The sequence below is a fragment of the Polyangium jinanense genome, from assembly GCF_028435365.1.
Genome location: NZ_JAGTJJ010000010.1, coordinates 179,763 through 191,725, shown reverse-complemented (window position 1 = coordinate 191,725; position 11,963 = coordinate 179,763). Strand labels below are relative to the sequence as shown.

Annotated in this window: 10 protein-coding genes; 5 read left to right on the top strand and 5 right to left on the bottom strand. The window is 68.2% G+C overall.

Annotated elements, in window-relative coordinates:
- Window positions 1–18: 18 nt before the first annotated feature.
- Window positions 19–882: an SDR family oxidoreductase gene (locus tag KEG57_RS20715; protein ID WP_272421210.1), complete on the top strand. Its 864-nt coding sequence runs from the start codon at window positions 19–21 to the stop codon at window positions 880–882.
- Window positions 883–934: 52 nt separating this feature from the next.
- Here KEG57_RS20715 and KEG57_RS20710 read toward each other — a convergent pair whose 3' ends face one another.
- The 3 genes from KEG57_RS20710 to KEG57_RS20705 all read right to left on the bottom strand — a co-directional run bounded on the left by KEG57_RS20710 (window position 935) and on the right by KEG57_RS20705 (window position 2,853).
- Window positions 935–1,654: a citrate/2-methylcitrate synthase gene (locus tag KEG57_RS20710; protein WP_272458721.1), complete on the bottom strand. Its 720-nt coding sequence runs from the start codon at window positions 1,652–1,654 to the stop codon at window positions 935–937.
- A complete protein-coding gene (locus KEG57_RS56085; protein WP_372518179.1) occupies window positions 1,575–2,108 on the bottom strand; it encodes a helix-turn-helix domain-containing protein in 534 nt (177 codons plus the stop codon). Before KEG57_RS56085 ends, KEG57_RS20710 begins: the two co-directional genes overlap by 80 nt.
- Window positions 2,109–2,259: 151 nt before the next feature.
- Window positions 2,260–2,853 carry an RNA polymerase sigma factor gene (locus KEG57_RS20705; protein WP_272421212.1) on the bottom strand — a complete coding sequence of 198 codons (594 nt, stop codon included), beginning with the start codon at window positions 2,851–2,853 and terminating at the stop codon, window positions 2,260–2,262.
- 310 nt (window positions 2,854–3,163) lie between these two features.
- On the opposite strand from KEG57_RS20705, the gene KEG57_RS20700 reads away from it, so the two are divergent.
- The 3 genes from KEG57_RS20700 (at window position 3,164) to KEG57_RS20690 (ending at window position 4,619) form a co-directional block, all read left to right on the top strand.
- The gene (locus tag KEG57_RS20700) at window positions 3,164–3,538 is read left to right on the top strand and encodes an alpha-helical endospore appendage domain-containing protein (RefSeq protein ID WP_272421213.1); all 375 of its coding nucleotides are present in this window, start codon (window positions 3,164–3,166) and stop codon (window positions 3,536–3,538) included.
- Between the two features lie 76 nt (window positions 3,539–3,614).
- Window positions 3,615–3,932 carry a hypothetical protein gene (locus KEG57_RS20695; protein ID WP_272421214.1) on the top strand — a complete coding sequence of 106 codons (318 nt, stop codon included), beginning with the start codon at window positions 3,615–3,617 and terminating at the stop codon, window positions 3,930–3,932.
- Window positions 3,933–4,151: 219 nt separating this feature from the next.
- Window positions 4,152–4,619, top strand: coding sequence for a hypothetical protein (locus KEG57_RS20690; protein ID WP_272421215.1), 468 nt, complete (start codon window positions 4,152–4,154; stop codon window positions 4,617–4,619).
- A 112-nt stretch (window positions 4,620–4,731) separates the two neighbouring features.
- Here the strand turns inward: KEG57_RS20690 and KEG57_RS20685 are convergent, their stop codons facing one another.
- Window positions 4,732–7,341 carry a neutral/alkaline non-lysosomal ceramidase N-terminal domain-containing protein gene (locus tag KEG57_RS20685; RefSeq protein WP_272421216.1) on the bottom strand — a complete coding sequence of 870 codons (2,610 nt, stop codon included), beginning with the start codon at window positions 7,339–7,341 and terminating at the stop codon, window positions 4,732–4,734.
- Window positions 7,342–7,432: 91 nt separating this feature from the next.
- Window positions 7,433–9,124, bottom strand: coding sequence for a tetratricopeptide repeat protein (locus tag KEG57_RS20680; RefSeq protein ID WP_272421217.1), 1,692 nt, complete (start codon window positions 9,122–9,124; stop codon window positions 7,433–7,435).
- A gap of 152 nt (window positions 9,125–9,276) precedes the next feature.
- Between KEG57_RS20680 and KEG57_RS20675 the strand changes: the two genes are divergently transcribed.
- Window positions 9,277–11,910, top strand: coding sequence for a S8 family serine peptidase (locus KEG57_RS20675; RefSeq protein ID WP_272458720.1), 2,634 nt, complete (start codon window positions 9,277–9,279; stop codon window positions 11,908–11,910).
- Window positions 11,911–11,963 lie beyond the last annotated feature (53 nt).

The window sequence follows — 11,963 nt, the reverse complement described above, 5'->3', positions numbered from 1 at the left end:
GGGCCCTGGGGGGTTTCCATGAGTCAACCGCGTATTCTCCTCGCCGGCGCGACCGGCGCTGTCGGCTCCGAGGTGCTGCGTCTCCTCCGCGAGCGTGGCCATTTCGTGCGAACGTTCTCCCGGAGCGCGAAAAACGCCGAGAAGATCCGCCCGCTCGCGAGCGAGGTCGTCCTCGGGGACGCGACGCGGGCCGGTTCGCTCGGCGAGGCGCTCGCGGGGATCGACGTCGTCGTGTCCTGCCTCGGCGCGAACGTGGCGCTCGGGATGAGCGAGCGTCGCTCCTTCCGCGACGTGGACGTCGCGGCCCACGCAAACCTCCTCGAAGCTTCGCTTCGCGCCTCCGCCAAACGTTTCGTGTATCTCTCCGCGCACCCCGGGCCCGGATACGATCACACGCGGTACATCCGGGCGCACGTCGAGACGGAGGACATGCTGCGCGCCTCGGGCCTCTCGTGCTCGTTCGTCCGGCCAACCGGGATTTACTCGGCGCTCGGCGATCTGATCGACATGGCCCGCATGGGATTCGGCTCCGTCGCCGGCGACGGGACGGCAAAGGCCAATCCCGTGCATCCTATCTGCGTCGCCGAGGCCATGGTCTCCGTGGTCGAGGAAGGCCCGGAGTTCGTCACGGTGGGCGGCCCGGAGGTCCTGACCCGCGAGGAGATCATGCGGCTCGCATTCGACGTCGTGGGCAAAAAGCCGCGGATCATGCACGTGCCGCCCGGCGTATTTCGGTTCTGGAGCGCCGGCCTGCGCCTACCGCACCCGCGCCTGTCCGATATGCTGGAGTTCGTCGCGGCCGTCATGACCACGGATTCGGTGGCCGAGGCGCGAGGAACGCGCCCGCTCCGGCCGTGGTTCGAGGCGCTCGCACGTCAGTAACGATGTTCGGCTTCGAGGACGTGCGCGACGAGCCCGGCCACGCGGCCGACCGCTAGAATGGCGGCGCGCCCGGCGGCAATCCGAGCGCCGCGGCGAGGGCCACGAGCCCCACTTCGAGGCCGGGCTCCCCGCAACCGCGCGCGAATCCGACGAGATCCAGGGCGCGCTGGAGACGTCTATCCGCGGGCGCAAAGGATGCAGCGGCCTCGAGCAGAATCGCCGCGCGGGGGTCCGCCCCGGCAAGACGACCGAAGCCAGGAATCGGGGTCCCGCTGTCGAGCCGCTCGGCCACGAATTCCCTGACCTTCGCCGTCGTCTCGAGGACGTCGATCCAATCGGCGAGCTCCGCGCATACCCCGGCGTGCTCGTCCCCCGAGAGCGCCTCCACGCCCGCGAGCACGCAGGCCGCGAGGCTGCCGCCCGCATGCGCGGCGGCGCGCGCGGCGAGCGCGGGCGGATCAACGGCATGATCGGCCACGAGCGAGAGCGCGCGATCGAGCAGCGCCACGCGCGTCGGCGCGCTGGAATCCCCTTCCGAGGGGGGCCACGCAATGGCGAGGCTCTCGGCGAGGGTCGAGGCGCGGGCGGCCGATAGAGCGCGCGTGACGCCGCGGCAGGTGGCGGGCAATGCGGCGACGAGCCGGAGCAGCGCGCGCGCCTCGACGAGGTTCGCTTGTGGGTCCGGGCTGGGGTTACCGTGCCGGTGTAGCGCCCAGAAGAGGATACCCAGGCGCACCACGTCGAGGGGTGCCGAAGGCAAGGAGAGGAGCACGAGCGCATCGCAGGCCCGGCGCAGGATTGAAAGGACGTCGCGCCGCTCCTCGTCGGACGAGGGCCACGCCCAGTCTCGATCCTCCTTCGAGGGGAGCCTCCCGGACCATGAGGAGCTCGGCCACGGCCTCGAACGAGTTGCCCTCGCGCACGAGGTCGGCCACGGCGTGCCCTCGATAACGTGGCCCCTCGGGGGACATCTGCGTGATGAACGTCCGGGACGAGCTTCGCTCCACATCGGAATCAGGCCCGGACCTGCCGGCGTGCGCCTCGCTCCGAGCTTTCAATCGCTCGACGTCCTCGCGCAGGTAATACCTGCCGCGCCCCCCGGGGCACGGGACGCTTCGCAAGAGGCCCCGGCTCACGTAGGTGTAGAGTGTTGCCCGCTTGACGGAAAGGAACGCTACGGCCTCGTTCGCCGTCAGGAACCCAGGACCCGGCGCGGTCGTCGTCATTACGCCCCCCGATTGTACAAGTGTATAGAAGTGTCGACCAAGCTATCACCAAGCCGAGGCGCGTTGCGCGCGGGAGTCGAGGTAAAATGGGTCGGACAATGTCATATCCGGCCCGGGCCGTATAAAACATATCCGGCCCGGGCCGTATGCATCAGCGTGTGGAGAGACGGCTTTCCACCCGGCGCGTGATTCCGCGGGGCCTCGTCTCCTCCACGTGCGTCGCGAGCTCGTTGCGTAAACGCGTTCGCGCGTCCTGGATACGCTTTCGTACGGTCTCGGGCGAGAGCGAGAGCTCGCCTGCGATGTCCTCGTAAGGTTCTTCCTCGACGAGACGGAGCTTCGCGGTCTCTGCGAGTCCGGGCGGCAAGCCGTCGATGGCCCTCCTTACGAGCACGTCGAGCTCGCGCCGCATCTGCTCGGCCTCCGGAGACTCGGCGTGCGCCGATTCGATCCCCCCTTCGATCGTGAGCCGCTCGATCGCGCGCCTTTTGATCGCGCGCTCCCGGTGAATGTCGACACAAGCGTTCCGCGCGAGCCGGGTCAGCCAGGCGCGCACATTCGATATCTCGCCCGGGCGCTGCGTGAGCTCCTCCATGGCGAGCACGGCGACCGTGCCGAGCGCGTCGCGCGCGGCCTCGGGATCCCTTCCTGTCCAGCGAAAGCAGAGCTTCCGGAGCTGTGGCTCGGATTGCGACCACGCCTCTTGAAAAGAGGCACGCGTGAAGCTCTGGTTCTCCCCCCCCATGAGCAACCTCCCCAATCGACGCGACGCGCCAGTCGAGCGCGTGCAGGTAAGTTGAATATTGCCGATGATTCGATGGAGGAGCGGCCCCGTCAATATCGATTCGCCAATCGACACGGGAATCGTCGAGACACGCGATCGTGTCCGTCCGCGTCGGATGCCGATAGCGGTCCGGGAAAACGACGCGCGAGCGTCGATTCTCTGCTCACGAAAACGACGCCTCGTTCGTCATTGCTAGTGCCCGCAGCGATAAACGAAACGGCTCATAGGGAGCCGGACGCCGCGGGGCATTACGAATAAGAAGGAAGAAACCATGAGCCAGGTCAATATCCCCAATTTCCCGAACCTCCCCGACTTTCAGCGCGAAGACGTCGCGTCCCTCGTCCTCATCTCGATCGCAATGGAGGAGATGGGTCTCTCGCACATCCTCAACGCCGAGGGTGAGAAGATTCAGTGGGTCCTCGGTACGCTCCCGGGCCAGACGCCGACGCCGGTGACGCCGGCGACCGTGGACGAGATCCTCGAGGTCAACGAGTCGGTTCGGGACACGCTCGAGCAGGTCGTCGCCAAGAATCTCCTCCTCTTCATGAAGGCCGGGAGGGCGATCCGCTTCCTCGAGGCCACGCCGGGCGGTACTGGTAGTGGTGGTGGGGCCCCGGCCCCGGCCCCGGCGCCCGTACAGCCGTGAACGAGCCCGATGCGCGCGCCGCGGCTGCCCAGGAGGGGGGCCGCGGCGCGCCATCACCTCGTGAAGGGAGGGCGCGATGACCAGGGAGGGACACGACTGGTACAAGAAGATCATCGCCGTCCGATGCGAGGAGATCCAGCGGCGCCTGGATTCGGTCGACCGCATCATCGAGCTCGAATACACGCTGATGGCGCGAATTTCGAGCGAATGGCCGAACCAGGCCACGAGGACGGGTCGCCTGGCCATGCAGGTCCTCGTGACGGCGTCGACATATCGATTGATCCTCGAGCTATGGCGAGAGTATCTCGAATCGATCCTCGAGCCCGAAAACTTCCGCTGGACGACGGCCCCGCCGCCGCCCGGTTGGCCTTACGAGCAACTCGAACAGCAGTAATCGATCTCGTACCAGCCTCCCTCGGCGCCCGTCGCGCCGGTACCCGAGCCGCCCCGGTGCGCGCGATGCGCCGCAGCGGGCGCGGAATTCCGCAGGTGCGGCGCTTGCTCCGCAGGCCGAGATCTCGCAAAATCCGCGGATCACAAGGCCCGGACGCCTGGCATGCCGCGTGCTCTTCCTCCGCTCGAACCACGGCATCGCCCGTAAAGGAGCCCCGCCATGTCGAGCCTTCGTACTTTCGTTCGCCCCCTCGCGTTTGCCCTCGCCTTCGTGTTCGCGACCGCCCCGCTCGCCGCCTCCGCCGAGGAGAAGGGCAAGGCGCCGAGGGTCGAGAAGGTCGACAAGAAGAAGCACGGCAAGGGCGAATTCCCCATGGAGTCGGCCCGCTTCGACGAGAAGGTCGAGGAAAAGATCAAGCACGCGCGCGAGCAAATGGAGTCGCTCCTCGCCGCGCATCCGCTGCCGGAGTCGATGAAGGCGCAGATCCGCAAGGATTTCGAGGCGGGCGCCGCCGCGATCCGCGCCGCCGCGAAGGAGGCCGGCAAAGACGGCAAGGTGACGCGCGACGAGGCGAAGGACGTGAAGAAGCTCGCGAAGGAGCTGAAGGAAAACGCGCGCGAGAAGTTCGGCAAGGAGGCGCGGCGCGACGGGAAGAAGCGCGAGAGGCGCGAGAAGCGCGCGAGTTAGAGCGCCGAACTGTTCGGCGCTCTGCGAGATCGCAAAGCGAACTCGCCTCGGGGTGAATCGTCCGGGCTTTGCCCGGACGAGAAGGGGACGCGAGGCGTCCCCCTCGGGACAATCAAGGAACGGTCAGCGTCCCGCCATTGCCCGCCACGTCGCGAATCTCGACCGATTGCGCATCCAGCGCCTCCTGCATCGTGAGCGGCAGGCTGGCCTTGCCCTCGGCGTCGGGATTGACCTCGACCGTCTTCGTCTGGTTGTTCGCGAACGTCACCGTCACCGTCCACGGGCCGAGCAGCGGCACGCCCGAATCGCTCGGCCCCACCCGCAAAGCACGAAGCCCCGGCGCCGTCCCGAGGTTTGCCACGAGGTCGATCGACGAGGCGCCACGCGTCGCGGTCGACGCAGACGAAAGCGGCGCGGCGACGACCTCGAACGACGGGCTCGTGATCTCGTAGGTCGTCTCGCCGGATGCCGCGAGCGCTTTGCCCTTCACGCGGAAGCGGTATTTCCCGAGCGGGAGCGAGAATGGCAGCATCGGTTTCTGCGCGGAGAAGAGGTCCGACGGGACGGGCTGCCACGTCGCCGTGTAGACGTGGTGCTCGGGCACCTCCGCATGCACCGGGTCGGGCGAGTACGTCGTGACAATCGTACCCTCGTACGAGGTGGCCGGGCGGCCCTTCGCGTCGGCGAGCGGCTGGTACATGCCGAGCGCCGCTTCCCGCTCGATGAATACCTCGGGCATGTCGATGGCCGGATCGCCGCCATACCAGGCAAACCGCGCGGCGCCGACCGCCCGCGAAACCTGCGGCACGGAGACCTCCGCGGCCACCGTGTCCGGCCAGAAAAGCACGGGGGACACGGACGCCGCCGTGCCATGATCGGTGGTCTCGAGCTTCGTGATCGGCGCCTCGTCGGGGTATTTCCAGGCGGTGAAGCGCGAGCTGCCGACTTCGGGATCCTCGATTTCGGGCGTCCACGCGAGCTTCGCCGCTTCGAGCACGCCGGCGAGGATCAGCTCGCCTTCGAGCGGGCCCCAGACGTTGATGCTCGGCTCGTAGCCGCCCGCGAGCCAATCCTCGCCCGTGAGAATGTATCCGACGTGATCGTCGGCATACCCGATGAGCAGCGTCCGATCGGGGCCCGCGGGCGAAAGGCCACGAAGATAAGCTGCCCAGGGCGCGACCGGTTCGCCGGGCGCCGTGACGACGAGGTAATCGCCGGTCGGCGTGCCCGAAATACGCAACGCCGCGGCCGTCGTGCGGACAGAGTCGCAGAGCGGCAGGGGCATGTCGGAGCCGACGTCGAAGAGGCCGAAGATGATGCCGCCGCCCTTGGCGATTTCGAGGCACGAGCCGTAGACCGGCATGCTGAGCGCCCCGGGCAAACCGGCGATCGCGCCCGTGCCGCTCTGCTCGCCGCACAGGCCCGCGCCGGCGTAGGTGTTGAACTCGTCGATGGGGCTCTTGACCTTGCCATTCTCGTCGAGGAAGACGCCGTCGGGCACGTACTCCTCGACGTTCGGATCGTACGGCGCGTAGCGGAGCTCGGTGCCGTCGGGGCGCTTCACGACGCCGTCGCGGCCGATGTAGTAGCTCCGCGTGACGATCTCGAACGCAGCCTTGTCGCCGGTCTGAACGCTGCCGATGATGGGCGCGATGAGCTCGGTCGCGCGGGCGCCGAGCGTCTCCAGGCGCGGAATGTCGAGGCACCGGAGCGAGTCCGGACAGGAGGTGCGGCCGTCGTGGCCCGCGGGCGAGACGTCGCCGGCCGCGCCCTGCACGTGCATGACGGGATATCCGAGCTCGGCGCTCAGCGCGCGCGCGATGGCGCCGGGGGCGTCGGTCGAGACGAGCGGGTTGTCGCCGCCGCCGATCGTGCCGTGAATGGGGAAATCGACGAGGGCCGCGAGGGGCGTGCCGTCGGCCTTGTCGACACGCAGGACCCAGAGCGTCGGGTCCTTTCGCTTGCCCGCGTCGTTGCCGTCGGGCCCGGGGAGCATGTTGTTTTCGCCGCGCCGGTCGCGGTTGACCTCGTCGTTCGGGTCGAAGTCCTTCTCGACCGTGACGCCGATCTTCGCGGGGGCGAGCCCGCCGAGCGCCTGCTCGATGGCGTCGGCCATGGCGGCGATGGCGCGCTCGGCGAGCGCGGATTTCGGGCGATCGACGCCGGGCATGAGGATGAAGCTCGGCTGGTAGCCGGCCCAGGCGGCGTGGCTATGCGAGGCGGTCATGATGATGCGGCCGCGCATGGAGCCGTCGGGGGCGACCTTTGATTCGAGCTCGAAGAGTGTGTTCTCGTTGAGGAGCGGCGCGTCGACGCGGACGATGACCACGCGCTCGCCGCCGGCTTCGAGGGCGAGGGCCTCGGCGCGTGGCGCGTCGTGGATGCCCACGGTGGGCACGAGGCTCTTGCCGAAGCGCCGGGGGCGGTCGTCGACGGGCTTGGCACCGCCGAGGCCGACGGTGCGCGAGGCGTAGCCGCCCACGGGCGTGCCGATGGGCATGGGCAGGACGGCGGCGCCGTAGCCGGCCTTGACGTCCGTCGGAGCATTTGCCGGTTTGGACGGGCGCTCCGGTGGGGTTTCGAACTGGCAATGGGCCAGCGGATCAACCGCGGTCGGGGGGTTTTCCGTTATCGGTTTGTCATCGCCCCCGCAGGCAGCAAAGGTCGCCCCGAGCAACCCGAGGGCGATCCATCCAAGCGTCTTCTTGCGTGTTTTCGTCACCGAAGGCCTCCTCGCGGGCGAGGATAGCCGAACCGGCTTGGAGCATCGAAAAGTTCGTGACGCGAGGCGTCCCCCTCGGGGCGAGGAGGTTTCAGAACCGGGAGGCTTCGAGCCGGATGTCGGCGCGCGCGAAGGCGACCTCGAATCGGCGAAGGACCTTCGCCGCCTCGGACGCCTTGCCCTGGAGCTCGAGCGCATGGGCGAGGCCGAAGAGCGAAAACCCGTTCTCCGGCAGGTTTTCGAGGTCCTCTCGATAGACACGCTCGGCCTCCGTGGCCCTCCGCGCGCGGAGCAGGACGGCGCCGAGGATCTGCCGCGTCGGGTGGTGCCAGTCCGGCGGTTCCATGTAACGGAGCTCGTCTTCGAGGACGACCGCGAATTGGAGCTCGCGGATGGCCGTGTCGAGATCGCCCCGATCCGCCGCGAGCTCGCCACGCGTGACCGCGAGGGCGACGCCCAGGACGGCGCTCGGCGAGTTCACGCCGGACACCGTGGTCCTGAGGAGCGAGGGCTCCGCCGCAATCTTTTCCAGCGCGGCGAGCTCGCGATCCGCGGCTTTCACGTCGCCGAGCCGGGAGAACGCAATGGCCCGGGCGTAATGGTACACGCCGCGCGAGTAGGCGCGATCCTCGGGCGGCGCTTCCGCATGCAGGATCTCTTGCCACCGGCCGAAACGAACCAGGGCATAGAGGGGTGCGGCCAGGAAATGCTCGACCATCGTGGCCATGGGTTCGCCGTGGCCGTGCGCGGCGTGTCCGAGACGCCGCGGGATCGAGCGCGCAACCCGAAGCGCCTCCTCGGACTTCCCTTGGAGCGCCAACACGGCCCACAGGAAGTGTACGTTGTGCGTCCGGTACATGACGAGGTACATGTTCGAGGGATCGGCGAGGGGCGCGTACCTGTCGTCGGCGACGATGGCGCGCTTGTTGGCGATCGCGGCGTCATCATAGCGGCCCAGGCGAAGGTAGATGTGCGACGGCATGTGCACGAGGTGCCCGGCGCCAGGCACGAGGTCCGCGAGCCGCTCGGCCGCGTCGAGCGCACGCGCGGGGTGCGACGAGGACTCGACGACATGAATGTAGTAATGGTTTGCCCCGGGATGGTTCGGATCGAGCTTCATCGCCCGCTCCAGCGCGGACATCACCTCCTCGGTATTCGCCCGCGGCTTCCCGCGCTCCCAGTAATTCCAGGGGCTCAGGTCCATGAGCGCCTCGGCGTACAGCGCGAGAATGTCCACGTCGTCCGGGATGCGCTTGGCGACCTTCTTCATGGCCCCGGCATAGGCGACATCGAGCGGGGCGCGATCGGCCACGGGGGCGGGCGCGTATCGCATCGCGAGGGCCTCGATGAGCTCGCACTCGCGGCGCGTGACGCTGTTCGCGGTCGCGAGCGCGCGGGCGCGCTGGATGTGCGCATACGCGCGCGGGACGGCGTCGTCGCTCATGGGAGCGTTGATGTTCGGGCCGAGCACGAGCGCGGCCCCCCAGAAACACATCGCGCAGCCGGGATCGAGGCGCGCGGCTTCGAGGAACGAGCGCTCCGCCTCGGCGTGGTTGAAGGCATAAGCCAGCGTCATGCCCTGGTTGAAATAACGCTGGGCGGAGGGGACGCTGGTGGTGATGGGGAAGTGGAGCGATCCCATCCCTTCGAGCACCGGCGCCGCCGCGGATGGGTTCGTGATCTCGCCGGCAACGTCGCTCACCGCGGCGCGCGGGGCGAGGAAGGACGATGCGGCGAGCAAACCGAAAACAACGAAGAGCGTCTTCCGCGATGAAATTCGCATTTTCACCCTCCCCGGCCGCCCTTTCGGGGGCATGTTCGAAGGCAATGGGGCACGCCTCCCCGACGGCAAGTCCTCCCACCCTCTTGACGCCCGGTTGCGGCGGGGGCACTGGTCTGGAAAGGGCCCCAAACGCGGCGGCCGAAGAGGTACACATGAGGCGCTTTCGCTGGATTCACCTACTTGCATTGCCCTCCTTGCTCGCGGCTTGCGGCGGAGAGCCCGACGGGGAACAGGCGGATGGGAACGGGGACGTGTACGATCCCTCGTCGGTCGTGACGCGCGAGCAGAACGAGACCCCCGAGTTCTGGTTCGTGGAGCTCGAAGAGAAGCCGCTCCTGCGCGGCGGGTCGGAGTCGTTGCTCCTCCAGCAAAAGGTCGTGTTCAAAGCCGAGGCCGAGAAGCGGGGCATCTCGTACACCGAGCGGCTCTCGTTCCACCGGCTGTGGAACGGCCTTTCGATCCGGGTCGCGCCCGAGCACGTCGCGGAGCTCGCACGGATTCCCGGCGTGAAGTCGGTCTGGCCGGTGGTCCCGATCCAGCAGGAGGACACGCCGGAGGACGGCGGCCCGCAGATGGACATGGCGACGGCGATCGCGATGACGGGCGTCGACATCGCGCGGAGCCAGCTCGGGCTCACGGGCACGAATGTCCGCGTCGGCATCATCGACAGCGGCGTCGATTATGATCACCCCGATCTCGGCGGCGGCTGCTTTGGTCCGGGGTGCCGGGTCCAGTACGGCTACGATTTCGTCGGTGACGGGTTCCAGTCGGGCGTCGCGGGGGCGTATGCCATTCCCGACGCGGATCCGGACGATTGCGGCGGTCACGGCACGCACGTCGCCGGCATCGTCGGCGCGAATGGCGCGGTCGTCGGCGTCGCCCCCGAGGTCACGCTCGGCGCGTATCGCGTGTTCGGCTGCGCCGGGTCGACGAGCACGGACATCATGATCCAGGCCATGGAGCGGGCGCAGCAGGACGGCATGCGTGTCGTCAACATGAGCATCGGCTCCGGGTATCAATGGCCGCAGTATCCGACGGCCGTGGCGGCGTCGAACCTCTCGAAGAACGGTACGATCGTCTCCTGCTCGGGCGGCAACAACGGCGACCGCGGCGTCTGGGCCACGGGCGCGCCGGGCGTCGGGACAAACGTTTTTGCCTCGGCCTCCGCCGAGAACACGCACGTCGCGCAGCTCTCGTTTTCGATCACGCCGGACGCCAAGTCCTTCGGGTACAACGTGGGCACGGGCGTGCCTCCCGCGCCGCTCACGGGCACGCTGGAGATCGTGGCCACGGCGACGGCGAACACGATTACCACGGACGCGTGCAACGTGAATCCGCCGGCGGCGGGGAGCCTCACGGGCAAGGTGGCGCTCATCAAGCGCGGCGGCTGCACGTTCTTCGAGAAATCGAAGAATGCGCAGGCCGCGGGCGCCTCGGCCGTCGTCGTGTACAACAACGCGGCCGGCGCGCTGGTCCCCGGCGTCACGATTCCCACGGGTTCGCCCGCGGGCACGACGCCCGTGGGGATCCCGGTTGTCGGCATTACGATGGCGGAAGGTGATCTCATCGTCCAGCGCCTGGGCGCGGGGGCGGTGTCCCTGACATGGACGGACGACACGGTCACCTCGCCGAACAGCGTCGCCGGGCGCATTTCGACGTTCAGCTCGTGGGGCGCGGGGCCGGATCTCTCGTTCAAGCCGGACCTCACGTCGCCGGGTGGGTCGATCTATTCGACGTACCCGCTGGAGATCGGCGGGTACACCTCGCAGAGCGGCACGTCGATGGCCTCGCCGCACACGGCGGGCTCGATCGCGTTGCTCATCCAGGCGACGGGCGAGACCGATTTCGACGCGATTCGCGCGCGGCTCCAGAACACGGCGGAACCGCTCCTCTGGGGCATCGATCCGTCGACGGGCATCCTCGACAGCGCGCATCGGCAGGGCGCGGGCCTCATTCGCGTCGACAAGGCCGCGGTCACGACGGCCAGCGTGTGGCCGAGCCGAATCGCCCTCGGCGAGACGACGGGCCCCACGACGCAGACGATCACCCTGAAGAACGACGGCAATGAGCCCATCACGTACGACGTCTCGCACCAGCCGGGCGCCTCGTCGGTGGGCACGTACGGCACGCCGGCGGCGCTCTCGAAGACGGACGTGCCGCCGACCGCGGACTTCAGCGCGCAGAGCGTGACGGTCCCGGCGAACGGCACGGCGACGGTGGAGGTCACGATCACGCCGAACCCGAACCTCGCCGATCAAGGCGTGTACGGCGGCTTCATCAAGTTCGCGCAGACGGGCGGCACGACGACGCTGCGCGTGCCGTACATCGGCTTCAAGGGTGATTATCAATCGATCGTGGCGCTCGTCCCGACGGCGCAGGGCTTCCCCTGGCTGTCGCGACAGAACAATTCGACCAATCCGCCGACCTACAACAAGCAAAACGCGGGCGCTGTCTTCACGATGTCGGGGACGACCAACGTGCCGAACGTCACCCTGCACGTCGAGCACCAGGTGACGACGATCAAGGTCGACATCGTCGAGGCTGCGGGCCTTCAGAAGCCGTGGGGCACCGCCTACACGTATACGTACGTCGGGCGGAACGCGGATCCGACGGGCACGTATTCGTTCGCCTGGAATGGGACCACGACGATCGGCAAGAACGTGGTCACCGTGCCGAACGGCAATTACGTGATGAAGATGAGCGTGCTGAAGGCGCTCGGCGACGCGAACAACCCGGCGCACTGGGAGACCTGGACGTCGCCGTCGTTCAAGGTCGAGCGGCCCTGACGTTCGCAGCGCGGGGGGGGGCTCCGATCGGCCCGGAAAGCCGATCGCCCCCC

Coding starts and splice junctions, on each gene's coding strand:
- KEG57_RS20700 (WP_272421213.1), top strand. CDS start 3,164: ATGAGCCAGGTCAATATCCCCAATTTCCCGAACCTCCCCGACTTTCAG.
- KEG57_RS20690 (WP_272421215.1), top strand. CDS start 4,152: ATGTCGAGCCTTCGTACTTTCGTTCGCCCCCTCGCGTTTGCCCTCGCC.
- KEG57_RS20705 (WP_272421212.1), bottom strand. CDS start 2,853: ATGGGGGGGGAGAACCAGAGCTTCACGCGTGCCTCTTTTCAAGAGGCG.
- KEG57_RS20675 (WP_272458720.1), top strand. CDS start 9,277: ATGAGGCGCTTTCGCTGGATTCACCTACTTGCATTGCCCTCCTTGCTC.
- KEG57_RS56085 (WP_372518179.1), bottom strand. CDS start 2,108: ATGACGACGACCGCGCCGGGTCCTGGGTTCCTGACGGCGAACGAGGCC.
- KEG57_RS20680 (WP_272421217.1), bottom strand. CDS start 9,124: ATGCGAATTTCATCGCGGAAGACGCTCTTCGTTGTTTTCGGTTTGCTC.
- KEG57_RS20695 (WP_272421214.1), top strand. CDS start 3,615: ATGACCAGGGAGGGACACGACTGGTACAAGAAGATCATCGCCGTCCGA.
- KEG57_RS20715 (WP_272421210.1), top strand. CDS start 19: ATGAGTCAACCGCGTATTCTCCTCGCCGGCGCGACCGGCGCTGTCGGC.